Raw genomic sequence first — 24,603 nt, 5'->3', positions numbered from 1 at the left:
ATGCTGTATATCGTGTATCATGATCGTAACAACAATTAAGTGTGGGATAATGCGCTTCATCCTCGTTGGTACCGGGCTCATGGCTCAGGAACATATCCGTAATCTGGCCCTTGTACCCGGAGCGCGCGTCGTTGCGCTTGTTGACCCTGAACCGTGTTCCATCACATGGGCCAGAGAAAGCCTGCGGAACAGTTTTGGTGAAAAAGCAGCTGATATTCCGGCTTATGCTGATGTACCGTCCATGCTGGCAACGACTGAAGCTGACGCGGTGATTGTGGCGTCCCCGAATTATACGCATCACGACGTAATTTTACCACTGCTTGAGACAGATCTCCATATTCTGTGTGAGAAACCACTCTGCACAACCATCCCCGATGCGACAGATATCGTGGCGCGGACAAAAGGTCGCAAAGGGATTTTCTGGGTTGGTATGGAGTATCGGTTCATGCCTCCCGTCTCACGGTTCATTTCGGATGTCCATGAGGGAAAAACCGGCATCTTGCGTCGGTTGGCGCTGCATGAGCATCGTTTCCCGTTTCTGAGGAAAGTGGGCGACTGGAATCGCTTCAACCATAACACAGGCGGGACAATGGTTGAGAAATGCTGTCATTTCTTTGACCTGATGACGTGCATTGTTCAAGCCAGCCCTGTCAGGGTTTTTTGTTCCGGGGCTGCGGACGTCAATCATCTGGACGAAAACTATGACGGGCAGGTGCCTGACATTATCGACAATAGTTATACGATCGTCGATTTCGATAACGGCGTGCGAGCCATGCTGGATTTGTGCATGTTTGCAGAAGGAGCCGAGGAGCAGGAGCAACTTGTTGCAATTGGTGATCGGGCAAAACTGGAAGTCGGTATCCCTTCCGGCATCAAGATTTTGTCACCGCGCGTTCCTGTCGGTGAGCCGAAAGCCGTCACGCGTGAGGTGATTGAAGTGCGCGAGGATGTGTTGGCCGCGGGCCACCACCATGGTGCTACCTACTATCAGCTACTTGCCTTTCTGGAGGCCGCCGCAGGACGTGCGCCAGTTCAGGTAACTGCTGAGGATGGTCTTCTGGCTGTAAAGATTGGCACTGCGGCTGAGATCAGTGCTCGGGAAAAGAGGGTGGTCAGGTTGTCGGAACTGGAAGGTTAAGTTCCGAAGTTTTTGGTTTGGATAACAACTGCCGGACTGGAGCAAAGAGGGCCAGAGACAACCACCCTAGAATGTAGGCAACTGCGCAATAACTGAAAACCGGAAGCAATGAATGGCTTGGGGCAGCGAAACGTCCCACAAGATGAAGCATAAGCGCCCCGCTGATGTTTCCGGCGAAAGCTCCAACTCCGGTTGCGCGACCTGTGATGCGGGCAGGCGCCCACTCCGTAATGAAGCCGAACAGGTTGGTGGCGAACGCCTGATGTGCGGCAAGTGTTAGCCCGCATATGATAACACCGAAAGTGAGGCTTGATGTCGTTAGAAGGAGAGGAAGTGGCAGCACGCAGAGTGCTGCAAGAGCCATGATGACTCGTCGGGATGTTTCGTGTGTCAGTCCGGCGCGCATCAGCAAAAAAGGTGCGTAACCGCCGAGAATGGAGCCTATGCCGGCCATTCCATATGCGATGGCCAGCGGAAAGCCCATGGACGACGGACCTAGTTCAAAGCGTCGGTGGAGCAGGTCTGGCAACCAGAACAGCAGAAACCACCAGACCGGGTCGGTCAGTAATTTTCCCAAAGCGAAGCCTGTGACAGAACGCCAGACGGGCAGTCCGGAGTGCGCTGTATCATGGTCTGGCGCAGTGGTCGTTTCGAATTGTCCTGGCAGGGCAAAACGGAACCACAAAACAGCACAGACCAGACCTGACGCGCCAACTGTGACAATGGTGCCCCGCCATCCTACCAGGGGAAACAGAAAGGCCACCATCAGTGGGGTCGCCATTGCTGCGAGGTTGGGTGCTGCGTTGAGCAGGCCGATGATGCGGCCCTGAGCATCGCGAGCGAACGTAGTTCTGATAGCTTTCATGCTGGCGGGGGTTCCGACACCTTCGAAGAACCCCAAGGCCACCCGAACAGCCACAAAGCCGGGTATGGTCCGGACGGCAGCGTGGAGGATGGTGGCGATGCTCCACCCTGTCAGCCCTGCACCAAGGGTCTTTTTTAACCCCAGGCGATCGACAAGCCAGCCGCTGGTCAGAAGACTGATCGCAATTGCGGCCTGAGACCAGGAAGAGATTGACGCGTAGTCGGTGGCTGTCCAGCCGAAAGTGCGATCGAGTTCCGGCTTGAGCAAAGCAATGATCTGGCGATCTGCGTAGGCGATGATACCGATCATGAACAGGAGAGACGGCATCAGAATGGACTGTCTTTTCAAGGTGGCTGTTTCCGTCTTTTTATCGGCCTTTTCTGCACTGGAGAGCCGTATATTCATCGGCTCAGAAATCCTTGTGTAGGGTGAAGCCACCATAACGACCGTAATCCCGTGGGAGCCAATTTGTGACGCCGCCAAGGCTCCCATAACTCATATAAGATGAGTAATGTGTGTTGATCGCGTTGCGCATGACCAGAGTGAGGCGGAGATGGTGTTTTGTGTCCTCAATGGTGGTACTCAAATTCCAGATTCCATAAGCCTTCTGAATGGTGTCGGGTGTTTCCGTCAGAGAATACTGGGTGCGACTCTGCCATGTATAATCGCTGTCAAGCGAGAGCGTGAAACGATCATTTAATGGCCGGGTGTAGTCCGCGTTCAGAACAAATTTCCACCGTGGCGCGAAAGGCAGAGGCTGGCCGTTCACATTGCAGGACAGCGGTGCACCTGCGGGGCAGTTGAAATGATCAACCGTCGCGTAAGTATAGGCGAAATTGCCACCGACAGTCAGATAACGGAAGGGGCGTGCAGTGATGTCGCCTTCCACACCCTTGCTTGAGACTGTTCCGGCGTTGATAAGGCGGGTAACGGTGGCCCCGGAAACAGTGTCGAGGAAATTGGCCTGATAGTTTGAAAAGTCCTCAATAAAAGCTGCAAAATTGGCGGTGATCCGGCGATGCAGGAATTGTGATTTCAGGCCGAGTTCGAAGCTGTTGTTCTGTTCTGGACGTAAAGCTTTTGCATCGGTGTTCTGCATATTGAAGAACACATTGTAGGCTGGCCCCTTATAGCCGTGGGAATAAGTAAAATAGGCATGAATGTCACGACTGATGTCATATTGCAGGCCGAGCCGGTCGACATATCCGTTATGAGCTGTGGAACCTTTGGACGCATAATCAGGGCGTATGCCGGTGACAGCTGCTGCGGACGTTGATGTTCGTGCGAAGCGATAATCGAGGTCGTCTCTCAGAAGGCGAAGACCGAGGATAGCCCGAAAATTCTTTGTGAAATTAAGGTTGCCCTCTGCGAAGGCTGCGTAGTTGTTTCCTGTTGTCCCGAAATGCGCATGACCGGAAGATGCCGGCTCACCATAAGGTTGCAGTGAGCGATCATACGTCTCTGAATCGGACGTATGAAGGAAGATAATACAGGCCTGCTACGTAATCGAAAAAATGGCCTTTCGGGGAGGCAATACGAACCTCCTGCGAAGCCTGCCAGAAATCAAGCCACCCATGATCTGCCAACTGTGGAAGGGAAGCATAGGCCTGCGAGAGTTGGTCGTAATCCTGATCCTGTGTGTTTTGCCAGCGTCGATACGCAGAAATGGAGGTCAGGGTATAACCGCCAAATTTCCGATCAAGTGTGATGGACGCGCCGCCGTTATGATCAATTGATTTGCTGAGGGTATTGTTGCTGACACGCGTATTATTGGAAGAAGGGTGAATGCCTTCTGATGTCAGAGCCTGAGCGAGAGCCGAATTTCCAGTCACAATCCCGGTTGGGTAGGTAACGTGGGAGGTAGAAGAAAATACCCCATTAGGCACAGCATCGTTGGAGTACATGTAATCCAGACCTAGTGTGACGCGTGTCTGACCGTCTGGTGTCCACGCAAACTTGGTTCTGGCACCACGATGCTGATAGCCGTTGACAGTTTCGCTGGTGCGGAGGTTACGGACGTTGCCGGTATAACCGCCGACCAGGAAAGAGGCATTAGCCGTCAGTTTTGACGGAACAAGTGTTCCTGATGCTCCTGCGCTCAGGCGGTATTCATCTCCCGAAAAGTAAGACGCATCTGCATGAGCATGAAAGGCTTCTGTCGGTGCTGAGGTGACAATGTTAACTGCACCGGCTGAAGCATTCTTGCCGAACAATGTACCTTGTGGACCGCGCAGAACCTCAATGTGGTCAAGATCGAGAAGGTCCGCAGTTGCCTGCCCCGACCGCGCCAGAACAACACCATCCACCACGGTCGAGACGGAAGGTTCTACGCCCGGAGATGTGGAAATAGTACCTATTCCACGAACGAAAACAGTTCTATCTTTCGAAGATGCGCTGGTTCGAAAATTTGCCGACGGAATGAACTGGAAGATACCCTGAAGATCATGCACATTGTTCCGTGCGGCTTCTTTGGATGTGAAAACGGAGGTAGCAACAGGCACCTTCTGCAGGGGTTCGCTGCGACGTCGGACAGTGACTGTAATCTGCTCATCGCCTCTGGAAACTGCTGATTTTTCTGGATTTAGGCTTTTATCTGAAGAAGAAAGAGGCTTTATGGAGGCCTCATTTTCTGCTGCAAAAACCTGAGTAGTCGATAGGCTAAAACATACGACGCTCATCGCCAGTAAGAATTGGCATGAGTGCTGAGTATGGCGGCGAACGCATGAATCTAAACTGTCGGATAGATATGTCACTTTTAATGCCTGTTGTTTCAGGTGAAATATTTATATGCTCATAAAAACGCAGTCAATAGAATATTGCACATCATATGATAGTTGTTAGCGTGATTTTATCAATTCCACGAGTGTCTGCTTCATCAAGCACAGACGACGACCCAGGCCGAGGACGACTCACTTGCCGGAAACGTCCAGTGCGTTGCCCTGAACCCGCCGGAAAGCGTGTTTGACTTCGTTCAGGGCATCGCGTCGTTCGTCCGAACCAAGAGCAATCAGGGCAATGCGCTTCGACCAGGAAGGTAAGACCCGGCAGATCATGGAGCGTGTCTGAGACCAGAAGCGTAATTTCTGTCATGTCTCTAGCGAAAGCCCTGACGTGTTCGGGGCTTATTCTTTACGCAGAGGTTGTCCCGATGGCCGCCTATTTCACGTATTTCTCATATGTTCTTGACGTAGACACGAATGAAAACGTCAGCGCGCGCATGATCTCTATACCAACGAGTTGGAGGAGAGTGATGCCTTCCGGGCCAGCGAACTTGAACAACGGATTGAAGACGTCATCGCAGAAGTAGCGGAACCTTCTACTCCAGACCCCGCAACGCATTCTGCCAAAGTAATGCTAGAAGTTTATCAGGTGGTCAGGAGCTTTTCACTGGTCAACCGCATGACGATGCCATGCCGGAGCGCATGCAAGCCCTCGATTTCAACTTCAATGTCGCGAGCCTTGAGTTTGGATACGATCTTCTCAATCATAGCCACCGAGGTCACGTCCCAGAAATGGGCGTTGTTCAGCCTGATGACGACCCGGCGCGCATTGGTCCTGAAGTCGATCTGATCGTGAAGAAGGTCAGACGAAGCAAAGAAAACCTGTCCCTCAACCTCGTAGATATCCGTACCCTCTTCTCTGATCTTTTTGACGTGCATCAAATGCGTCACAGACCAGGCAAAGAACACACCACTGAGCAGAACACCGACAAGCACACCTAGAGCCAGATCCGAGGATGCGACAGTCACGGCAACGGTTACGACCATGACGAGGCTTGAGAGCTTTGGAAAACGCGCAAGATCACGCAGGGACGACCACGAGAATGTGCTGATTGAGACCATGCACATAATGGCGACAAGAGCAGCCATTGGAATGCGGGCGACATAAGTATGCAGCATGACCATCAGAAACAGCAGGAAAGCGCCGGCAGTAAAGGTCGACAGACGTCCTTGACCGCCGTACCGAAGATTGCCGACTGTCTGGCCTACCATACCGCACCCGGCGATGCCGCCGAACAGTCCTACAAACACATTCGAAACACCAAGACCTACGCATTCCATTCTGGGATCACCGTGCGTGTCGGTCTCATCATCCACGACACCTGCTGTCATGAGAGATTCAAGGAGACCCACAGATGCCATCGCAAGGGCATAGGGAAACACAATTTTCAGTGTGGCCAGATTGAATGGTACGTGGGGGATCGTAAAAGCAGGAAGGCCTGTCGGCAGCGTGCCCAGATCAGAGACAGTGTGCACCGGCATTGGATACCACATCGTGATGCCTGTCAGAACTACGATACAGATCAGGGGCGACGGTATCAGGTTTGATATCCGTGGCATGAGATAGATGATAGCAAGCCCAAGGGCAATCAGTGCATACGTGTGCCACGTCACATGAAGCATTTGTGGTAACTGTGCCGAAAAGATCAGGATCGCGAGAGCATTCACAAAGCCGGTGCGGACCTCAGCCGATACGAAGCGCATAATGACCTGAAAGCCAAGCGCACCGAAAATGATCTGTAGTCCGCCCGCCAGTAATGTCGCGACGAGAAGGTATTGAAGCCCGTAGCTATGCACGAGGGCCGCAGCTACGAGGGCCACGGAACCCGCCGCCCCTGAGATCATTCCCGGGCGGCCACCGGTGATGGAAATGGCGACGCTAATGACAAATGACGCGAAAAGGGAGACGGCGGGAGAGACGCCGGCAACGTAGGAGAAAGCAATGACCTCGGGAATGAGGGCGAAGGTGCCGACCATTCCGGCCAGCACCTCGCGCAGCGGGTTATAAGCCCACTGCGACCGATAAGTCGCAAAGTTCATGGCGTTTTTTCGAAACCTCTCTAGGTAGTAAGCACGCTCAATAAGGTGTCGTCGTATTGTGGCCCGACGCGGCAATGGTGCTTGCAGGGTAGTCAGGTCGTGAGGGCGATGCAACCCACCTTATGGTCGGGAACCTCTTGTGAAACACCCACATGAGGACAACCCGAGAAGACAGACCAGCCAACACAACGTTGACTGCTGCTGCGGCATTATCGTCTTGGGAGGACTGACTAGTCACCTGGAACTGAAATAAGCATCATTATATGATATTCCTGTCGCACTGACGGGAGCAGAACGATGGCGGGACGACAGGCAGGTCAGGTAGTACTGCGTCCGCAGGCGCGGACGTTTCTTGAAGGGCAGGTCCGGCGTCACAAGGCGCCGCGGTCATTGTCGGATCGCTGCCGGATGGTTCTGCTCTGCGCCGAAGGCTTGCAGAGCAAGGAAGTCGCTGCACGCCTGGGGGTACATGAGCACACCGTCGGCAAATGGCGGCGGCGGTTTGTCGAAGATGGCATTGAAGGCCTGACCGACGAATATCGTGCCGGCCGGCCCCGCACGGTGTCGGACGCGCAGGTTACGCAGGTCATCGAGCGCACGCTGAACACAACGCCCAAAGACGCGACGCACTGGTCGATCCGTTCCATGGCTGCCGAGATCGGCCTGTCGCATACGACCATCCGCCGGATCTGGAGCGCCTTCGGTCTGCAGCCGCATCGGGCCGAAACCTTCAAACTGTCGACGGACCCGCTATTTGTCGACAAGGTTCGGGATATTGTCGGTCTTTACATGTCGCCACCGAACCGTGCGATCGTGCTGTGCGTCGACGAGAAATCCCAGATCCAGGCGCTGGACCGCGAACAGCCAGTCCTGCCTATGGCACCGGGCGTGCCGGAACGACGTACCCATACCTATCTCCGGAACGGCACGACGTCGCTGTTTGCAGCCCTCGACATCGCAACAGGTGCGGTGATCGGCAAATGCTACAAACGTCATCGTACCACGGAATTTCTGGACTTCCTGAAATGTATCGACGCTGAGATCCCTGCTGGCCTGGATGTTCATCTCGTGATGGACAACTACGCCACGCATAAAACGACCACGATCAAGACATGGCTCGCACGCCGCCCGCATTGGCATGTTCACTTCACACCCACCTCGGCTTCCTGGATCAATCAGGTAGAGCGCTGGTTCGCCGAACTGACGCGCAAGCAACTCCAACGCGGCGTGCATCGGTCAACAACTGAACTCGAAGCCGACATCACAACTTTTATCGACGCACATAACGAAAATCCCAAGCCGTATCGGTGGGTCAAATCAGCCGACCAGATCCTCGCCTCGGTGAAGCGCTTTTGTCACAAGACAATGAACCGAACTTCAGATTCAGGTGACTAGGGCTAATCGACATTCAAGCGACCCAGATCATGGCTGCTGCGAGATGAATGAAGCCTGTGAAATGGATGGTTCTGCGATCGTAGCGCGTTGCGAAACGACGAAAATGTTTGAGGCGATTGAAGCATCGCTCGATACGGTTTCGGTCTTTGTAAAGAGCCTGGTCGTGCGGGATGAACACCTTGCGGTTCCGTTTTGACGGAATGATAGCCTCTGCGTTCATGACAGCAATCTGTTCGCGGAACCCATTGCTGTCATAAGCCTTATCGGCGATTACCGCGCCCGCAGTCTGGCCTTCGAGCAATGCAGATGCCTGGGTGGCGTCATGAACCTGACCGCCGGTGATAATGAACCGTAACGGTCGACCCAGGGCGTCGGCCAGCATGTGGATCTTGGTGGTTAATCGGTAATCCCCCCATTTTTAGTGGGGCATTGAATGAGAATTCAGGCAGCTGTTTTTAGTTTCTGGGCGGGGGTTAGCCCGCTGTTCCCCATGTTGGGTCTGTCATGGTTATATGTCCAGAGCCATTGTGTTGCGACCTCCTGCACGTCCTGAATGCTTTCAAACAAATACTGCTCCAGCCATTCCTGCCGGACAGTTCTATTGTAACGTTCAATATAGGCGTTCTGCTGCGGATTACCCGGTTGCGTATAGATCAGGGTAATCCCCTGTTTTCCGGCCCATGAAACCAACGTATGACTGACATATTCAGGGCCATTATCCATTCGGATAGCTTCTGGCCTGCCACGCCACTCCATAACCTGTTCCAGACAGCGGACAACCCGACAGGCCGGCAGGGAAAAATCAACCTCGATCGCCAGTCCTTCACGATTGAAGTCATCCAGAATGTTCAGGAGCCGAAAAGCGCGCCCATCCAAAAGCCTGTCCGCCATAAAATCCATGGACCAGACCGTGTTGGGAAGGGCCGGAACCGACAGCTTTTCAGGCTTTTCGCGAACAAGACGCTTGCGGGGTTTAATCCGCAGGTTGAGTTCCAGTTCCCGATAGATCCGATAAACCCGCTTATGATTCCAGACATGTCCCTGCACATTGCGCAGATACAGGAAACACAGACCAAATCCCCATCTCCTGTGAGCCTGGGTCAGTCCCACCAGAAGATCGGCAATCCTGTCGTTCTCCGCTGCCAGTCGCGGACGATAGCGAAAGCAGGTCTCGGATATCCCAAAAATCCGACAGGCCAGCGCAATGCTGACCCCATGATGCGCCACAGCCTGTGCGGCCGGTTCCCGGCGCTGGGCTGGCCGCTTCATTTTTTTCCAAGGGCTTCCTTCAGGATATCCGTCTGCATGCTCAGATCCGCATACATGCGCTTCAGCCGACGGTTCTCCTCTTCCAGAGCCTTCATCTGACTGATCATCGAAGCATCCATACCGCCATATTTCGCGCGCCACCGGTAAAACGTGGCGTTGCTGATCCCATGCTCCCGACACAGGTCAGGAACCGGGACACCGCCCTCAGCCTGGCGGATCACACCCATGATCTGTGCGTCAGTAAAGCGATCACTCTTCATCAGAATCTCCTCAATTCTTACGCTGAGAAAATTCTCATTCAAAAGTCACTCTTTTTATGGGGGGATTACCGGTACGTGCCGAAGGGTCCGAAACAGGTCAGTCCCGCCCAAGCGGAAACCTAGCTGGATGAGTTCCTCCATGTCGCAAGTATCAGGGGCGAACTGGTAGCACCAAAGCAGGTAGGTTTTGCTCGGGATGCGCATATCCGATTTGGCATGGGCATTGGGCGGCGACTGCTTTTCCTACGTGCGGGCCGAAGCTATGGCAGCACTGCTCGATGTTTAAGAAAGACGATTTCACCAGAACTTACGTCTTGAGGCTTACGGTCAACCCGCCTGGAAAATCCTAACCCTTTCTTGGACGTATGCACACGAGGGCAAGCCCAATTCTCCGGGCTGTCAATGGTATCTCGGCCACTCGGCTCCCGTGGCCAGTAGTAGGCGATGGCCCGTATGGCTCATCCACTCTGCTCGTGCGAGATGGGATTCCCGGCATCGCCTTGTTCTGGCGGGATCGGCATCTGGATCACGACGCAGCACGATCCGGGCGACCTCTTTCCAGTTTGCTTCGTCTTCGGCCGCATCGAGCAGGCGAAGATAGACGACCAGCATCTTGAAATCATATGGCGTCAGGAATGGCTCCGTGGGGGCCAGATCTTGGAACGCGGGATTTATCTCGGGACGCGGAAACATAACAAGCCTCCTTGCGGCCGGGTCTTCAGAATATCCTGAATCCTTGCCGTATTGCATCAAGATTCGACGTTGCGATGTGGAAAGTTCGAAATGTGATGAAAAAGAAGAGAAAAAACTTGGGGCGCTGCCCACGGCGCACTTCGTAACGTTTTCCGCCCAGCTTCCTTCGCTGCGCTCCGTGCAGCCGGTTCCCCGCGAAGTCGTCACTCCGTTTGCACCCCCGCTGCTCGCCGCGAGGCAGAGGAACAGCGGGGGCTGTTCCTCGCGGAACAAAGGGCAAAGACCATGACCGGCAACACCACCAAGGAGACCGATTTCCGCAATACCATCCTTAACGGCGACAGTGTGCAGCTTATGCGCGCACTCCCACGCAATGCGGTGGATTTCATCCTGACAGACCCGCCTTATCTGGTGAACTATCAGGGCAGGGACGGGCGGAAGGTTCGCAACGACGACAATGCGCGCTGGCTCCGGCCAGCCTTCAACCAGATGCACCGTGTCCTGAAATGGGGCGGGTTTGCTGTTTCGTTCTATGGCTGGAACCGGATTGATCTCTTCGCCGATGCCTGGAAGGCGGCGGGGTTCCGCATGGTCGGGCATATCGTCTTTCGCAAGTCCTATTCATCCTCTTCCCGGTTTTTCCGGTATGAACACGAAAGCGCCTACCTGCTGGCCAAACCGGGTGAACCACCCATCCAGTGATGGGCACCCGACCATTGAATTCTCAGTCACTCCCACTCTGTCTGAAAGGATTTTTTCCATGAGCCAGATCGGATTTTTTACGCGCACCGCTGATGGTTTCGCCGGTCGGGTGCGCACCCTGTCGCTGGACGCCGAACTGACCTTCGTGCCGACGGAAAACAATGGCGCGGAACATGCGCCGGATTATCGCATCCATCTCGGTGATGGAGAGTCCGGACCAGAACTGGGTGCGGGATGGAAACGCACCGGAGAGCGTGCTGGCGAGTATATTTCCATCGTGCTGGATGATCCCAGTTTCATGCAGCCAATCCGCGCCACGTTGTTCCAGGCCGGGCGCGGTGGGCGTGAATGGCAACTGGTGTGGAACCGACCTGCAAAACGCCCAGGAGGCCGGGAATGAGCGCCCGGTTCTTCATGTCAGCCGGCATGCTGGCCGTGCTCGCGCTGCCACTCTCGCCGACCATTGTCCAAGCGCAGGATTTTGACGATCTCGTGCGGCAGGCGGCGGGGCAAAACGCGATCCCGGCGACGTGGGTGCGGGCGGTCCTGCAAGCTGAAAGCGCTGGCGATCCCCACGCGGTTTCGGGTGCCGGTGCGGTGGGTCTGATGCAGCTCATGCCCGGCACATGGAAGGATGTCCGGCGTGCGCTGAATCTGGGGGGCGATCCCTTCGATCCGCATGACAACATCGCGGCCGGAGCAGCCTATCTGCGATGGCTGCATGACCGCTACGGCGATGCGGGATTTCTCGCCGCCTATAACGCAGGTCCCGGTCGTTACGACGACCATCTGGCGACTGGTCGGCCATTGCCAGCCAAGACGGTTTCCTACGTCGCGTCTGTCGCCCGGCTGATCGATGACCCATCGTTCAGCGTACATTTTTCCGTCCCGTTTTCCATCGCACCGGCGCACAACTGGACCTCCGCTTCGCTCTTCATTTCCGGCAGCGAAAGTACGTTTCCATCGTCCTCTCAAGGTATTTTTTTAAGCCGATCCGGGCAGGCGATTTTCACTCCGGCCACGCTCTTCGCAGGTCATGTCCGTAGCGCGCCGGGAATGGGTTCGACGCAGAGGGTGCCGCACCTTGAAGCCGCAGGCGATGGGCCGGTCGGTTCCATCGTCGAACTGCGACGTTTCACCGACAAACAGGGACGTGACCGTGTCGCTCTGGCCGTGCGCTCGGACGTCACGCTGGAGCGGCAGGTGGCGGCGGAGGGTGCCACCTGGCTCGACCGGCAGGCCATCGCGCGGGAGCCTCTTTCCCTCGCGTCCACCGGGTTCGGCGCCAATGTCAAAGAGGCCGTGGAAAAGCGGATGGATCATTTGGTGGAGCAGGGGCTGGCCAGCCGCGACGGCGGGGGTATCCGTTATGCGCGAAACCTGATCGCCACGCTGCGCCAGCGGGAACTGGACACGTTGGGCCGGAGCCTCGCCATGAAGTCGGGGATGCCATTCCGGCGGAGCAGTGAGGGTGATCCCGTTGCCGGCACCTATCGTCAGCGTTTCAACCTGGCGTCGGGGCGGTTTGCCATGATCGATGACGGGCTGGGCTTCGAACTGGTGCCATGGTCGCCGTCTCTGGAAAAACAGCGTGGGCGGGAGGTGTCGGGCATCGTGCGCAGTGACGGGGGGATCGACTGGTCGTTCGCGCGGAAACGCGGGTGGGGTCTTTGACTGGGATGAGATGTATGTTGGCGGCCTATTACTTCAAACCGAGGGCGTCTTAGTGTCTGACCGAAAATGAGTTGAGTGATTTCAGCGAGTTATGATTCATGGGTTTGCGATAACCTGATGAGATCAAGATGGCCTGGACTGAAATCACCCGAGCGCAGTATCAAAGGGACGACCTGGAATATGCAAGCGACCTGCGCGATGCGGAGTGGGCGCTGATTGCGCCGCTGATGCCCGAGAAGAAACGGCTGGGCAGACCACGACGTACGGATTTGCGCCGGGTCATGGAGGCGATCCTCTATATCGTCACGACCGGCTGCCAATGGCGGCAGTTGCCCCGGCACTTTCCGGCCTTCACGACCGTACAGGGCTATTTCTACCGTTGGATCCGCGAGGGAAGATGGGAAGCCATGAACCATATTCTCGTGATCCTGTCGCGTGAGCAGGACGGGCGAGACGCCACGCCTTCAGTGGGCATTATCGACAGCCAGTAATCATCCGGCGAGAGACGCGGGCGTATTCAGGCGGCGATGGTATTGTGGACCTGCTGGTGGGCTTTCCAGTGCCAGGGCAGGAGTTCATGGAGGCGTGGATTGGGAATGTCATTGATCCGTGCCAGGACATCAGCGAGCCATGCATGGGGATCGACATCGTTCAGGCGCGCGGTGACGATCAGGGAATACATGGCGGCGGCGCGCTCTCCGCCACGATCGGACCCGGCGAACAACCAGGCTTTCCTGCCCAGGGCGATGCCGCGCAGGGCGCGTTCTGCTGCATTGTTTGAGAGGCAGATCCGGCCGTCAGTGAGGAATCGTGTGAATGTATCGGCACGTCTGAGAAAATAGTTCATGGCGTGGGCAACGGGATTTTTTGTCGACATGCGCCGGCAACACTCCCGCATCCAATCGAACAGATCGTCGACCAGAGGGGCTATGTCTGTTTGACGGACTGCCAGCCGATGTTCCGGGGGCGTACCGTTGATGGTGCGCTCGGCCTGGAATATGGCGTCGATCCTGCCTACTGCCTCTATGGCGAGGGGCGCCTTGTCCCTCTCGGCGATTTTGAACAGTCCCCTGCGTCCATGCGCCCAGCATCCGGCGGAGACAACCGGCGCGGGTTGGCGTCCCGGTTTCGCCAGAGTATTGTAACCCGCATAGGCGTCTGACTGCACAATGCCGGTCCAGCCGGTGAGATGATCCGTGGGATGTTCGCCCTTGCGGTCCCGGGAATAACGGAACCAGACGGCTGGGGGCGCTGTGCCTCCAAAGGGGTGATCGTCCCGCACATAATTCCACAATCGTCCGGTGACTGTCCGGCCTTTCGCCAGAACCGGCACGGTGGTGTCGTCCGCGTGCAGGCGTTGTGCCGCCAGCACATGCGCCCGGATCAGCGTAGTCAGGGGGGCCAGCGTCGCGGTGCAGGCTCCCACCCAGTCAGCCAGCGTTGATGTGTCGAGATCGATCCCTTCGCGGGCAAAGGCATCGCTCTGGCGGTTCAGAGGCAGATGCTGCAGGAACTTGTCGCACAGGATGGTCGACAGCAGCCATGGGCCGGCGCGTCCGCGCGCGATCGGATGGAAGGGGGCGGGTGGCTGGGTGATGCTCTCGCAGTCCCGGCAGGTGAACTTCTCCCGCACCGTCTGTATGACCTTATGTGGACGGCCGGTTCGATGCAATGGATCACATTTGTTATCTCTCTGCGTTTCCCTAAATCTTGTTTTCTCGGTGGAATGCATCGCTGCTCGCAGGATGCGGGGATCCGGTCAGGTGCGCCCTTATGTCCGGCCTATTTGTGCGACGTTCTTCGCTGGCCATTATGGGTGTGCGCTTGCGTGTCAGGCACCAATCTTGAAAACGTGCTCGATGGCACATGTCATACAACGGTATCGCCTGAACTGTTCCTGAATTACAGTCTTCCCATCACGCTGGTCAGTGCATTCTGCCGGATCTACCGGGGCGAACCCCGGCATCCATCGTCTTGGCAGCGCATGTCAGATTACAGCGACATTGCGGCCGGCCGGACGATAGATCTCTTTGCGCGACAGCAGAGCCCAGACGATCCGGGCCAGTTTGTTGGCAAGTGCGACGGTTGCAAGACGTGTTGGGCGACGCTCCAGAAGCTTGCAAAGCCATGCCCCTGCGGCGCCTGTCCATTTCTGCGCGCGGAAGGACATGGATGTCGCCCCCAGAACGAGCAGCTTCCTTATTTCCCGGTTGCCCGTTTTCGTAATCCTGCCCAGCCGGACCTTTCCGCCGGACGAGTGCTGGCGCGGCACAAGTCCAAGCCAGGCCGCGAAGTGCCGCGCACTTTCGAAAGTGTCGATATCCGTGACAGATGCCACGATCAAGGACGCGGTCATCGGGCCGATGCCGGGTATTGTCAAAAGACGACGGGCATCTTCGTCCTGCCTGGCGTGCGCCTGGATTCGCCTTTCCAGGCATCCGATGCTTTCACTCAACTTTCCATATTGTTCGAAGAGCAAAATGACGGTCTGCTTCATGACGTCGGGCAAACCGGGTGATGTCTCGATTTTCGCCAGAAGATCGGGCAGGCGACTGTTTCCCAACGGCACGATCAAGCCGAATTCCGCTGCGAGCGCGCGCAACGCATTGACCAGCATCGTCTGCTGTTTGACCAATAGTGTGCGCGTTGAGTGTAACGAGAGCAGACTTTGCTGTTCTTCGTTTTTGATCGGGACGAAGCGCGTGTCGGGATGGAGTGCCGCAAGACAGATGGCTGCGGCGTCAACAGCGTCGTTTTTCTTGCCACGTTTGACGAACGGCTTGACCATGTCCGGCGGAATAATACCAAGGGCTATCACCTTTGACCTATATGAGCCCAGTTTCTGAGACCGATGGATCGGATGGTCTGTGGCAGGGCGGTGAGGTTGTTCCATGCGGTGCATGCGGCTTCGATGATGTGTTCGATGCCACTGAACACGGTGTTGGACAGCCAGTTGGCGCGGAGGAACTGCCAGATATTCTCGACCGGGTTCAGTTCGGGCGCGCGGGACGGCAGGAAGACCAGGCTGACGTTGCGCGGCAGTCTGAGTTTGGGTGTCGTATGCCAGCCGGCACGATCGAGCAGGACGACGGCATGGGCGCCGCGTGCGACGCAGCGTGAGATTTCCTCGATATGCAGTTGCATGCTGGCCGTGCCGGTAAACGGCAGCACCAGGCCTGCCGCCTTGCCAAGTGCCGGGCAGATCGCCCCGAACAGCCAGGCATTCTCGTAGCGCTGGTCGGCCGGCTGGCGTGGTCGGGTGCCACGCCGCGCCCATTGTCGGACAAGGCCGTTCTTCTGCCCGATGCGGGCCTCGTCCTGAAACCAGAGTTCAATCCGCCTGCCCTTGGGCAGATGTCCGGTGTGGGCGCTCAGGATCGTGGGGAAGTTTTTTTAAACGCGTCCATGACGGATGGATCCTGTCCGGGGTGACGCGGACGCGCGCTGACGTGGCTGAACCCAAGCCGCTTCAGCAGGGTGGAGACATGGCGTTCGTGATAGGAGACGCCAAAACGCTCTTCGATGACCCGCTGAAGATCGACCCGACGCCAGCGCACCACACCGTCCCGGGCACGGTCAGGCCCTGTCGTGACCAGCGCCGATAATTCTGCCAGTTGGTCCGCTGTCAGGCGGCAGACCGACCCGTTGCGCCATTGGTCCCGCAAACCATCCGGCCCCGTAGCATTGAACCGGTGCACCCAGTCCCGCAGGGTTTGCCGGTCCATGCCGCCGATCCGCGCCGCTTCGCCACGGCTGGCACCATCGCGCACCGCAGCCAGAGACAAAAGGCGCCGTGCAACATTCGCATCCCGCGTACGAGAAGCCAGACGTCGTAACGCAGAAGCCGTATAATCCGTCCGTAAAGCAATCGCACCAGCCATTCCCGATCCTCCCTCTCACAACAGAATCAGAACAGGCCCTTCGCGTCACTTCACAGATGAGTCAGAGACAATAGCCCTTGGTATAAGTTTCACGTCATGACCCGCATCGCGGATGACGCGCGCCCAATGATGCGATGTGCCGCAAGCTTCGAGCACGACCTGACACCGCTCGAGTTTCCCGAAGAATGAGGCAACCTCGCTGCGCCCGAGCTTTCGCTTGAGAAGACATTTTCCGTTTGCATCTGTGCCGTGCGCCTGAAAAACGGACTTGGCGATATCCAGGCCGATCATGGTAATTTTCATCCGGGCGGTCTCCTCTGAATGGTCATTCCGACCCCAGCATGGCACATTGATGCCGCATGGGGGCCGTCCACCCCATCTTGAACTGGCGCGGGATCACCTCCAGCGTCTCGGTGACGCTCTCCCCCAGTTTGCTCAGACGATCGCTGCCACAGCACGGACACTGTGTCGGTGCGGGGATGACGACCCGCTCGCGCGGCAGATCGGCACGCAGGGGCTGGCGCCCCCGGTTGCTCCTGGGTGCTGTCGCGCGGACGGCGGGATCCGCCGCATTTTCGGGCGCGTCCTCGGCGAGTGTCGTCTCCAGCTCTTCCAGTTCGAGTTCGAGCTGGGCCAGCAGGCGGCGCCCCCGCTCCGACGAGGCGCCGAAACGGTCCTGGCGCATCCGCGCGATAAGATGTTTGAGATGGGCAATCTGCGCTTCGGCGCTGGCCGCGCGCGATTCTGCATCAGTGGCCCGGAGTTCGGCGACCTGGGCACGCGCCTCGGCAGCGGCAAGTGCTGCGCGCAAGGCGATGATGTCGTCCGTATCTCCCGTCATGAAGGCAGTTGATCACATGGGCGCTCAAAAGGGTACCAGTATATGCTGACCTGGCGCAGTTTTTATTATCCCGCCAGTTCAGGTCTCCATGTTTTCTGCGGATTGCGCCAGTCCACACCCTCCAGCAGACAAGTCAATTGTGACGGGGAGAGATGGATCGCTCCGTCCTTTGCCGAAGGCCACAGGAAATGCCCGCGCTCGATCCGCTTCGCATATAAGGAAAGGCCGATCCCATCGTGCCAGATCAGTTTCACCAGGTCGCCGCGTCGGCCCCTCACATGAGGAGTTTCACGTCAATGGCCACTTTCACTGCGAGATCATTTTTTCTTCTCCGTGTTTTGGATCCATGGTCTGAGCCTGTTTAACGACTACCGGCGCGATGCCGCACCTGTAGAACCTCACATCCGGTCGCCGCTCGCGCGCGGCAGCACCACTATCCCGCATTCGGGGCAAAGGCTCAGGAGAACGGGACCATTCTGAAAGGTCGGCATTGCAAGCCATGGGGCCGATCGGTCCGTTCACCTGGATCCACAGGACTGATCAGGTCCTGGGGATGGGGTTTATGTCTGTGGTGTTTCCATCAGCGGGACGCCGGATGCGCGCCATCGATAACGACACCACTCGTGACATATTTCCAGAGCGCAACAAGAAGCTTGCGGGCCAGGGCAACGATCGCCGTTTTGCGGCTCCGGTTACTTCTTGCGCCCACGTGTTCATGGAACCACTGCGCCAGCGCGGTGTCAGGCTGGTAGCGGAGCCACAGCCAGGCAAGCTGGATCATGGCCGTGCGCAGGCGCGGATTACCGGATTTCGAGACGCCTTGTTCACGGTCGATCGATCCGCTTTTCCACGGCGAAGGCGCCAGACCGGCATAAGCCGCGACCTGCCGCCTGTTGTCGAAATGCCGGAACAGTCCTTCCTGCGTCAGAACGGTGGCAAACTCGGCGCCAATCCCTCTGAGACCCTGCAACAGGACAACTGGCGAACATTGATTGTTGTCATTCACTTTTGCCAATTCGTCCCGTTCGCTCTCAACCATTTTAATCTGTTCCATGAGAAGTTCGATGCGGTCCAGTTCTCGTCCGATCTGCGCCTTGAGATGCTTCGGCAAGGGATGACCATCGCCCGTTCGCAACTCGTCGAGACAGGCACGCCGATCCCGTCGCAGCGGCCGGTAACCTCGAATGCCCTGGCTCAGCAGCAGGCCCTGGACGCGGTTGATATGCCGCGTGCGCTCGCCCACCAGAACCTTACGCTCCCGACTGAGACGTCGGCGGTCTTCCTCTTCCCGTGATGGAGGGCGGACCATTGAGCAGACCCGTGCCTCTCCGCGTTTGAACGCCAGCAGCGTACGGACCAGCATCTCCCCGTCGATACGATCCGTCTTTGCACGCCGGTGCTTGCGGGGAACTGCGATCGACGCCGCATCGACGACATGGCTCTCGATCCAGTCCTCCTGCTTCAAGGCTCTATCGATCCAGAATCCATCCAATCCGGCTTCCTGAATCACCACAAGCGGAAAAAGTCTTCCTTCCCGAGCGCGGGCCTTGTCACGAAGACTAGTGAAACAGCCGAACAGGCCCGCAATATCGCCACCTTGAACCGAGTGGCGCGACATCTTCTCGCTTCCGGGTGAGAGCGATGTGACCAGCCAACTCGATTTTCCAAGTTCCAGTGAAACGAAGATCGCGCCAAGATCAACGCGGATAGCGACCGGGGTCGTGGGATGATCAGATGCCTCGAGCATGGTTCTGCCCTCCAGAGAGTTTCAGCAAGCACACTCTGACACGGCGCGGCTCGCTATCCACTCCTCATGGAATCTGAAGGCATAGACGTCACCCGCGAAAGGGTCACGACCCAGTGCTTCCTGGACTTTCAACGCCAGCCCGGGCATCCCCAGGCGCATATCGGTTACACCGGCCGCCAGCCATATCCTCAGCGTGGAAGGAAGCGGGATCATGATCGTAGTGCGCCCACAATCTCACGCAGACGATCAGCGGACAGCCCTATGTCGAACTCCAGCCGCACACCGTCCGGAAAGACCAGGCTGACGGCTTGGCCGGACAGCGTTCCCTGTGCTCTCCGACGCTCCAATGGCGGCGGCTCGGGGACCGGGGCCACCATGACAGGTATGAACGATGTCCCGCCTTTGGCCTGCGCTTTGGCCCGAGCCTCTCGCCGCCAGCGAAACACCAGACTTGGATGGATCCCATACTGTGCAGCCACCTCCCTTATGGGGCGTCGGCTCTCGTAGGACGCGATGACCACTCGCGCGCGAAATTCAGGGGCGTGCCAGCGGCGGCGATCCGAAACGATCTCGATCCGCGAGGCGTCCGCCAGCCTGTCCCGCTCGCCTGTCTCTCTACCGCTCCTTTGGAGCCTCTCTGCGGTACTACCTGCGACACTCGCAGGTAGTACCGCGTCCCTATCTCTTAAATCGCTCATGCTTCATAGCTGAACCAGACCAGAAGTATTCAGCAAGGCGTCAGTCGCCGGGAGCTTACAGCGTAGCTTTGCATGGCTCGGACGCTGCCGTCGCCTCACGAAGGATGTCGAGGCAACAATCTCGTCATCCCATGCGTGGTTGATGATTGCCCATATCCGCAGAGTTCTGCGAAAAATCAATCAAACCGCTTTCTGATTCAGGCTCTTAGAGCCCGATCCGAAAGTTTTTCAAGCTTGACAATGCCTTGCTGTCCGTCGTGTGAGCATGCGGATCGAGGCGATCAATGTCCATGCGGTTGAGGAAGCAATGGACTTTTCCCAATCTTTGGCGAGCCGCCTGCACCGTCCCAGCCAGGCGAATGTCCGTTCAACCACCCAGCGGCGCGGCAGGATCTGAAAGCCCTTCGCCGTATCGGACCGCCTGATGATTTCGACCGTCCATTTTCCCATGGAGGCGAGCGCGGATCGCAATTTGTTGCCAGCATAGCCGCCATCAGCAAAGATGTGGCGCAGCCAGGGAAAGCGCCTGCGTATTGCCGCCAGAACATCAACCGCCCCATCACGGTCCTGGATGTCGGCGGCATGAACGAGGAGAAAGATCAGGAAGCCGCAGGTGTCCGTCACGATATGGCGCTTGCGGCCCTTGACCTTCTTACCCGCGTCATAGCCCGAAAGCCCGCCGCTTTCCGTGGTTTTTACCGACTGGCTATCAATCACGCCCGCGCTTGGAGAGGCTTCACGCCCCTCAATCTCGCGCAGGCTCATGACCAGGACCGTATTCATGACTTCGAACAATCCGGCATCACGCCAGGCGTAAAAATAGCGCCTGACGGTTGAGACCGGCGGAAAGCATTTCGGCAGCAAACGCCACGCACACCCGGCCGAGGCTATGTAGAGCATCGCGTTGACCACCTCGCGCATATCCGTCGTGCGGGGGCGACCACCCCGTTTCGCCGGGGGTATAAATGGCATGATCAGAGCCCACTCCTCGTCCGTCGTATCCGATGGATATCGCATTCCTTCCCGGCTATGTTCACGTCGGGCAATACCAGTCCATGTCACCATTCACTCCATCTCTTCGCAAAGACGGATGAATCACAACAGGCTGGTATTGTTCAAAAACTTTCGGATCGGGCTCTTAGAGCCCGATCCGAAAGTTTTTCAACCCTGACAATGCCTTGCTGTCCGTCGTGTGAGCATTCGGATCGAGGCGATCAATGTCCATGCGGTTGAGGAAGCAATGGATTGTTCCCAATCTTTGGCGAGCCGCCTGCACCGTCCCAGCCATGCGAATGTCCGTTCCACCACCCAGCGACGCGGCAGGATCTGAAAGCCCTTCGTCGTATCGGACCGCCTGATGATTTCGAGGGTCCATTTTCCCATGGCGGCGAGCGCGTTTCGCAATTTGTCGCCAGCATAACCGCCATCAGCAAAGATGTGGCGCAGCCAGGGAAAGCGCCTGCGTATCGCTGCCAGGACATCAACGGCCCCATCACGGTCCTGGATGTCGGCGGCATGAACGAGGAGAAAGATCAGGAAGCCGCAGGTATCCGTCACGATATGGCGCTTGCGGCCCTTGACCTTTTTCCCCGCGTCATAGCCTGAAATCCCGCCACTTTCCGTGGTTTTCACCGACTGGCTGTCAATCACGCCTGCGCTCGGAGAGGCGTCACGCCCCTCGATCTCGCGCAGGCTCATGACCAGCACCGTATTCATGGCCTCGAATACTCCGGCATCACGCCAGGCGTAAAAATAGCGCCTGACGGTCGAGACCGGCGGAAAGCATTTCGGCAGCAGACGCCACGCGCACCCGGCCGAGGCTATGTAGAGCATCGCGTTGACCACCTCGCGCATATCCGTCGTGCGCGGACGACCGCCCCGTTTCGCAGGGGGCACAAATGGCATGATCAAAGTCCACTCCCCGTCCGTCATGTCCGATGGATATCGCAAGCCTTCCCGGCTATACTCGCGCCGGGCAATACCAGTCCATGTCACCATTCACTCCATCTCTTCGCAAAGACGGATGAATCACAACAGGCTGGTATTGTTCAAAAACTTTCGGATCGGGCTCTTAGAGGCGTCGTTATTCGAAGTGATATATTCTAATTGTTTCTTCGTATTTACGATCGTCGATTGTATTGTTGAGGGTGTCGTCTGACACTCCCATATTGTTATAACTTTCCAGCCTGCATCCTCCAGAAGAGCCTTGTTGCGTCGGTCGCGAGCGGCGTTTGCGTCAAGTTTGGGCTCCCAAAATTCTAACCGCGATTTGGGTAGCCGGGCGAGCTTGCAATTTGGATCTGAATGGCGGTGCCAGAAGCATCCGTGGACGAAGATCACCGTTTTCCGAGAACGAAAAACAATATCCGGATGTCCCGGAAGGGATTTGTCATGGAGACGATATCGAAAGCCCGCCGCGTGCAAAGCGCGGCGGACGCGAAGCTCGGGTTTCGTATTCTTCCCCTTTACCAAGGCCATTTGGGCGCTTCGTTCCGGGAGACTGTGTAGAATTTTGTGCGGTGGCACTTTTTCAGGCCATTGGGAAACGATCATCGAACATGATGGCGAGCTGGCATCTGACAGCATACCATTCGCTCACTGAGCGCTTCCACTCTGATGAGGTGGCATTGAGCGCCAGGTAAATCAATTTTGCTGCGGCCTCGTCACTGGGAAAGTGGCCGCGGGTGGGCGATACCACGCTTGTGGCAGGGCAGGGGATCACGCTGGGTTCGGTTGCGGCGAGCGCGTCGCAGGACATCGAGCAGCATGATTACAGCCACCGCGCGGCCGAGACGGAGAATTTCGGGGCGTCGGTCAGCACGGGCGGGACCCTGACGGCGGCCGCCCTCGGCGGCGACCTCACCCTGGCGGGCGCCACGGTCGCGGCCGGGAAGTCGGCCACGCTGATGGCGACGGGCAACGTGAACCTCAACGCGGTCACCGACAGCCAGTCCTCCTATACCCGCACCGTCGAGCACGGCTTCCTGAACAGGACCACCACGACCTCGAGCGAGAGTTCCACCGACCAGGTCGGCAGCACGGTAGCGGCCAATGACAATGTCACCATGGTCTCGGGCAGGGACATGTCCGTGGCGGGCACTGTCGCAGGCGGCGGCAATGTCACGCTTCAGGCGGGTGGAACGTTCACCGAAAACGCCCTGAAGGATACGGCCAACGCCTTCTATGAACAGAAATCGTCCGGGCTGTTCCTTGGCACCAGCGGGGCTTCGGCCAGGATCGGCTTTGGCAAGACGACCGATACCGACACCTATTCCCAGACCAGCTGGACCCCCAGCGAGATCGCATCGACCGGCGGCAATCTGAGCATCACGGCGAACGGGCCGGTCACGATCAACGGATCCGATCTCGGGGCTGCGAAGGATGCGACGGTCACGGGATCGTCGGTGTCATTCAATGCGCTTGAGGATGTCGCCACCCAGACCCAGACGCACAAGTCGCTGTTCATCGGCGATACCACGGGGCTAAACCCGAACTCGGTCGTGGGACAGATGGTGGATATCGCCCTGTCCGCCTCCCAGGCGAGTGGCAAGGATAGCGGGCGTCTCGCCGGAGTGGACGGTGCAGCGGCGGCGGGCATGGGCGCCCAGGTCGGTCTGGAGGCGTCAAGACAGGTCAAGTCCGTTTCCAGCCTGTTCGAGAAAGGCGACACCGCCAAGGGCAATATCGACCTGATTGCGGTGCAGTCGAATATCGGCTTTGACCTCGAGAAGTCGAGCACGACGCTGACGACGGGCACGGTGCAGGGTTCGACGGCGGCGGCGGGCAACACGCTGGCCGTGACCGCGACAGGCGGCGTGCCGACCGACAGCCAGTCGGGCAATATCGTGGCGACGGCGTCCCAGCTTTCGGGCCAGGACGTGACCCTGACCGCGCCGGGGCAGGTGACGCTGCAGGCGGGGTATGACACGACGCACGAGGTCGCCAGCTCGAAATCGATCGAGGCGAGCGTGGGGGCCTCGGCCAGTATCGGCACGAAAGGGGCCGGGGTCAGCATCGAGGGCGAATTGGGCGCCTCGAAGACCAACACCAATGCCGCGTCCAGCACGGCGGTGGACAGCACGGTCAGCGGTACGGACACCGTCACCATTGCCAACGCGACTGGCACGACGACCCTGAACGGGGCGGAAATCAGCGGCAAATCGATTGATGTCGCGACGAAAGACCTGACCATCACCACGGCGCAGGATACGTCGAACTATAATTCGAAGACCACGGGTGTGGACGCCAGCTTCTCGGTGCCGGTCTGGGGCGCGGGTGACATCGGGGGCAGCGCGAGTTTCAGTCACACGACCGTCAAGGACAGCTATGCCTCGACCGAGGCGACGCAGTCCGGGCTGTATGCGGGCAGTGGCGGTCTTGATGTCACGGCGAGCGGCACGACGACCCTGAACGGGGGGGTGATCGAAAGCACGGCGGCGGCCGCGCTCAACCAGCTGTCCACGGGCACGCTGGTGGCCAATGACATCGCCAACCATGCCGACGCCACGGCGAAGACGACGGGCTCATAGGTTATAGCAATCAACGGTTGGTATAATCGATGACTGGCAGCACATGATCGACAGCACGGTCGTTCGGGGTCACAGCCAGGCGTCTGGCGCA

At 57.6% G+C, this 24,603-nt stretch carries 21 protein-coding genes and 7 pseudogenes; 9 read left to right on the top strand and 19 right to left on the bottom strand.

Going from position 1 to position 24,603, the window contains the following annotated elements; genetic code table 11:
- Positions 1–49 precede the first annotated feature (49 nt).
- Positions 50–1,138, top strand: a complete 1,089-nt coding sequence (locus tag LDL32_RS08925; RefSeq protein WP_010516778.1) for a Gfo/Idh/MocA family protein — start codon at positions 50–52, stop codon at positions 1,136–1,138.
- Here LDL32_RS08925 and LDL32_RS08920 read toward each other — a convergent pair.
- From LDL32_RS08920 to LDL32_RS08905, 4 genes are all read right to left on the bottom strand, one after another.
- The gene (locus tag LDL32_RS08920; RefSeq protein ID WP_010516780.1) at positions 1,113–2,408 is read right to left on the bottom strand and encodes an MFS transporter; all 1,296 of its coding nucleotides are present in this window, start codon (positions 2,406–2,408) and stop codon (positions 1,113–1,115) included. The genes LDL32_RS08925 and LDL32_RS08920 overlap by 26 nt on opposite strands.
- Before the next feature lie 4 nt (positions 2,409–2,412).
- On the bottom strand, positions 2,413–3,447 hold the full coding sequence (locus tag LDL32_RS08915) for a TonB-dependent receptor (RefSeq protein WP_233068793.1): 1,035 nt from the start codon (positions 3,445–3,447) through the stop codon (positions 2,413–2,415).
- Between the two features lie 7 nt (positions 3,448–3,454).
- Positions 3,455–4,681 (bottom strand): TonB-dependent receptor, encoded by a 1,227-nt coding sequence (locus LDL32_RS08910; RefSeq protein ID WP_233066074.1) that lies wholly within the window; start codon positions 4,679–4,681, stop codon positions 3,455–3,457.
- A gap of 687 nt (positions 4,682–5,368) precedes the next feature.
- Positions 5,369–6,823, bottom strand: coding sequence for a SulP family inorganic anion transporter (locus LDL32_RS08905; RefSeq protein ID WP_010516787.1), 1,455 nt, complete (start codon positions 6,821–6,823; stop codon positions 5,369–5,371).
- A 297-nt stretch (positions 6,824–7,120) separates the two neighbouring features.
- Between LDL32_RS08905 and LDL32_RS08900 the strand changes: the two genes are divergently transcribed.
- The gene (locus tag LDL32_RS08900) at positions 7,121–8,218 is read left to right on the top strand and encodes an IS630 family transposase (protein ID WP_010518273.1); all 1,098 of its coding nucleotides are present in this window, start codon (positions 7,121–7,123) and stop codon (positions 8,216–8,218) included.
- 13 nt (positions 8,219–8,231) lie between these two features.
- On the opposite strand, the pseudogene LDL32_RS08895 reads toward LDL32_RS08900, so the two are convergent.
- From LDL32_RS08895 to LDL32_RS08885, 3 genes and pseudogenes are all read right to left on the bottom strand, one after another.
- Positions 8,232–8,615: pseudogene (locus tag LDL32_RS08895) on the bottom strand (IS5 family transposase); the annotation flags it as partial.
- Positions 8,616–8,659: 44 nt separating this feature from the next.
- Positions 8,660–9,747 (bottom strand): IS3 family transposase gene (locus LDL32_RS08890; RefSeq protein ID WP_233068792.1). Its coding sequence is split into 2 segments (ribosomal slippage): positions 8,660–9,486 and positions 9,486–9,747, totalling 1,089 coding nucleotides; the frame shifts between segments, so codons are not numbered across the junction.
- 399 nt (positions 9,748–10,146) lie between these two features.
- The gene (locus tag LDL32_RS08885; protein ID WP_233066072.1) at positions 10,147–10,440 is read right to left on the bottom strand and encodes a DUF2285 domain-containing protein; all 294 of its coding nucleotides are present in this window, start codon (positions 10,438–10,440) and stop codon (positions 10,147–10,149) included.
- Between the two features lie 285 nt (positions 10,441–10,725).
- Here LDL32_RS08885 and LDL32_RS08880 point away from each other — a divergent pair.
- The 5 genes and pseudogenes from LDL32_RS08880 to LDL32_RS08860 form a co-directional block, all read left to right on the top strand.
- Positions 10,726–11,118: pseudogene (locus tag LDL32_RS08880) on the top strand (DNA methyltransferase); the annotation flags it as partial.
- Positions 11,119–11,200: 82 nt separating this feature from the next.
- Positions 11,201–11,542, top strand: a complete 342-nt coding sequence (locus LDL32_RS08875; RefSeq protein ID WP_010518252.1) for a DUF736 domain-containing protein — start codon at positions 11,201–11,203, stop codon at positions 11,540–11,542.
- Positions 11,539–12,201, top strand: a pseudogene (locus tag LDL32_RS18045) (lytic transglycosylase domain-containing protein); the annotation flags it as partial. The gene LDL32_RS08875 and the pseudogene LDL32_RS18045, both read left to right, overlap by 4 nt.
- 12 nt (positions 12,202–12,213) lie before the next feature.
- Positions 12,214–12,816 (top strand): annotated as a pseudogene (locus LDL32_RS08865) (DUF3363 domain-containing protein); the annotation flags it as partial.
- A gap of 128 nt (positions 12,817–12,944) precedes the next feature.
- Positions 12,945–13,304 (top strand): annotated as a pseudogene (locus tag LDL32_RS08860) (IS5-like element ISGdi3 family transposase); the annotation flags it as partial.
- Positions 13,305–13,333: 29 nt separating this feature from the next.
- Here the strand turns inward: LDL32_RS08860 and tnpC are convergent.
- The 9 genes and pseudogenes from tnpC to tnpA all read right to left on the bottom strand — a co-directional run.
- Positions 13,334–14,473, bottom strand: a pseudogene (tnpC, locus tag LDL32_RS08855) (IS66 family transposase); the annotation flags it as partial.
- 330 nt (positions 14,474–14,803) lie between these two features.
- A complete protein-coding gene (locus tag LDL32_RS08850) occupies positions 14,804–15,604 on the bottom strand; it encodes an IS110 family transposase (RefSeq protein WP_370636674.1) in 801 nt (266 codons plus the stop codon).
- A gap of 26 nt (positions 15,605–15,630) precedes the next feature.
- A protein-coding gene (locus LDL32_RS08845; RefSeq protein WP_233064331.1) for an IS630 family transposase occupies positions 15,631–16,697 on the bottom strand; the annotation gives its coding sequence in 2 pieces (ribosomal slippage) (positions 15,631–16,211 and positions 16,211–16,697; 1,068 coding nt in all).
- Positions 16,698–16,742: 45 nt separating this feature from the next.
- Positions 16,743–17,000 carry a hypothetical protein gene (locus LDL32_RS08840; protein ID WP_233066070.1) on the bottom strand — a complete coding sequence of 86 codons (258 nt, stop codon included), beginning with the start codon at positions 16,998–17,000 and terminating at the stop codon, positions 16,743–16,745.
- A 22-nt stretch (positions 17,001–17,022) separates the two neighbouring features.
- Complete coding sequence (locus LDL32_RS08835; RefSeq protein ID WP_233066016.1) at positions 17,023–17,538, bottom strand: IS66 family transposase zinc-finger binding domain-containing protein; 516 nt, start codon at positions 17,536–17,538, stop codon at positions 17,023–17,025.
- Positions 17,539–17,603: 65 nt separating this feature from the next.
- The gene (gene tnpB / locus LDL32_RS18040) at positions 17,604–17,792 is read right to left on the bottom strand and encodes an IS66 family insertion sequence element accessory protein TnpB (RefSeq protein ID WP_202795790.1); all 189 of its coding nucleotides are present in this window, start codon (positions 17,790–17,792) and stop codon (positions 17,604–17,606) included.
- A 326-nt stretch (positions 17,793–18,118) separates the two neighbouring features.
- Positions 18,119–19,285 (bottom strand): IS110 family transposase, encoded by a 1,167-nt coding sequence (locus LDL32_RS08830; RefSeq protein WP_051672012.1) that lies wholly within the window; start codon positions 19,283–19,285, stop codon positions 18,119–18,121.
- A 21-nt stretch (positions 19,286–19,306) separates the two neighbouring features.
- A complete protein-coding gene (gene tnpB, locus LDL32_RS08825) occupies positions 19,307–19,498 on the bottom strand; it encodes an IS66 family insertion sequence element accessory protein TnpB (RefSeq protein ID WP_083824534.1) in 192 nt (63 codons plus the stop codon).
- The gene (tnpA, locus tag LDL32_RS08820) at positions 19,495–19,983 is read right to left on the bottom strand and encodes an IS66-like element accessory protein TnpA (RefSeq protein WP_233066068.1); all 489 of its coding nucleotides are present in this window, start codon (positions 19,981–19,983) and stop codon (positions 19,495–19,497) included. The genes tnpB (LDL32_RS08825) and tnpA overlap by 4 nt, the downstream gene beginning before the upstream one ends.
- A gap of 55 nt (positions 19,984–20,038) precedes the next feature.
- Here tnpA and LDL32_RS08815 point away from each other — a divergent pair.
- Positions 20,039–20,179 (top strand): annotated as a pseudogene (locus LDL32_RS08815) (IS5/IS1182 family transposase); the annotation flags it as partial.
- A 32-nt stretch (positions 20,180–20,211) separates the two neighbouring features.
- Here the strand turns inward: LDL32_RS08815 and LDL32_RS08810 are convergent.
- The 3 genes from LDL32_RS08810 to LDL32_RS08800 all read right to left on the bottom strand — a co-directional run bounded on the left by LDL32_RS08810 (position 20,212) and on the right by LDL32_RS08800 (position 22,536).
- The gene (locus tag LDL32_RS08810; RefSeq protein WP_233065100.1) at positions 20,212–21,048 is read right to left on the bottom strand and encodes an IS5 family transposase; all 837 of its coding nucleotides are present in this window, start codon (positions 21,046–21,048) and stop codon (positions 20,212–20,214) included.
- A gap of 96 nt (positions 21,049–21,144) precedes the next feature.
- On the bottom strand, positions 21,145–21,981 hold the full coding sequence (locus LDL32_RS08805) for an IS5 family transposase (RefSeq protein ID WP_233064459.1): 837 nt from the start codon (positions 21,979–21,981) through the stop codon (positions 21,145–21,147).
- 30 nt (positions 21,982–22,011) lie between these two features.
- Positions 22,012–22,536, bottom strand: a complete 525-nt coding sequence (locus LDL32_RS08800; RefSeq protein ID WP_255673799.1) for a very short patch repair endonuclease — start codon at positions 22,534–22,536, stop codon at positions 22,012–22,014.
- Between the two features lie 131 nt (positions 22,537–22,667).
- Between LDL32_RS08800 and LDL32_RS08790 the strand changes: the two genes are divergently transcribed.
- Positions 22,668–24,512 (top strand): hemagglutinin repeat-containing protein, encoded by a 1,845-nt coding sequence (locus LDL32_RS08790; protein ID WP_370636673.1) that lies wholly within the window; start codon positions 22,668–22,670, stop codon positions 24,510–24,512.
- The last annotated feature ends 91 nt before the right edge of the window (positions 24,513–24,603 follow it).

The sequence above is a fragment of the Komagataeibacter sp. FNDCF1 genome, assembly GCF_021295335.1.
GTDB lineage: Bacteria > Pseudomonadota > Alphaproteobacteria > Acetobacterales > Acetobacteraceae > Komagataeibacter.
This window is presented reverse-complemented; position numbering and strand designations above follow the sequence as displayed.

What these genes read in the sequence shown, in the direction of transcription:
- LDL32_RS08920 (WP_010516780.1), bottom strand. Translation starts at nt 2,408, where the DNA reads ATGAATATACGGCTCTCCAGTGCAGAAAAGGCCGATAAAAAGACGGAA.
- LDL32_RS08900 (WP_010518273.1), top strand. Translation starts at nt 7,121, where the DNA reads ATGGCGGGACGACAGGCAGGTCAGGTAGTACTGCGTCCGCAGGCGCGG.
- LDL32_RS08810 (WP_233065100.1), bottom strand. Translation starts at nt 21,048, where the DNA reads ATGGTGACATGGACTGGTATTGCCCGACGTGAACATAGCCGGGAAGGA.
- LDL32_RS08830 (WP_051672012.1), bottom strand. Translation starts at nt 19,285, where the DNA reads ATGCTCGAGGCATCTGATCATCCCACGACCCCGGTCGCTATCCGCGTT.
- LDL32_RS08840 (WP_233066070.1), bottom strand. Translation starts at nt 17,000, where the DNA reads ATGAAAATTACCATGATCGGCCTGGATATCGCCAAGTCCGTTTTTCAG.
- LDL32_RS08875 (WP_010518252.1), top strand. Translation starts at nt 11,201, where the DNA reads ATGAGCCAGATCGGATTTTTTACGCGCACCGCTGATGGTTTCGCCGGT.
- tnpB (WP_083824534.1), bottom strand. Translation starts at nt 19,498, where the DNA reads ATGATCCCGCTTCCTTCCACGCTGAGGATATGGCTGGCGGCCGGTGTA.
- LDL32_RS08885 (WP_233066072.1), bottom strand. Translation starts at nt 10,440, where the DNA reads ATGTTTCCGCGTCCCGAGATAAATCCCGCGTTCCAAGATCTGGCCCCC.
- LDL32_RS08925 (WP_010516778.1), top strand. Translation starts at nt 50, where the DNA reads ATGCGCTTCATCCTCGTTGGTACCGGGCTCATGGCTCAGGAACATATC.
- LDL32_RS08805 (WP_233064459.1), bottom strand. Translation starts at nt 21,981, where the DNA reads ATGGTGACATGGACTGGTATTGCCCGGCGCGAGTATAGCCGGGAAGGC.
- LDL32_RS08910 (WP_233066074.1), bottom strand. Translation starts at nt 4,681, where the DNA reads ATGAGCGTCGTATGTTTTAGCCTATCGACTACTCAGGTTTTTGCAGCA.
- LDL32_RS08835 (WP_233066016.1), bottom strand. Translation starts at nt 17,538, where the DNA reads ATGACGGGAGATACGGACGACATCATCGCCTTGCGCGCAGCACTTGCC.
- LDL32_RS08850 (WP_370636674.1), bottom strand. Translation starts at nt 15,604, where the DNA reads ATGGTCAAGCCGTTCGTCAAACGTGGCAAGAAAAACGACGCTGTTGAC.
- tnpA (WP_233066068.1), bottom strand. Translation starts at nt 19,983, where the DNA reads ATGAGCGATTTAAGAGATAGGGACGCGGTACTACCTGCGAGTGTCGCA.
- LDL32_RS08800 (WP_255673799.1), bottom strand. Translation starts at nt 22,536, where the DNA reads ATGATCGTTTCCCAATGGCCTGAAAAAGTGCCACCGCACAAAATTCTA.
- LDL32_RS08905 (WP_010516787.1), bottom strand. Translation starts at nt 6,823, where the DNA reads ATGAACTTTGCGACTTATCGGTCGCAGTGGGCTTATAACCCGCTGCGC.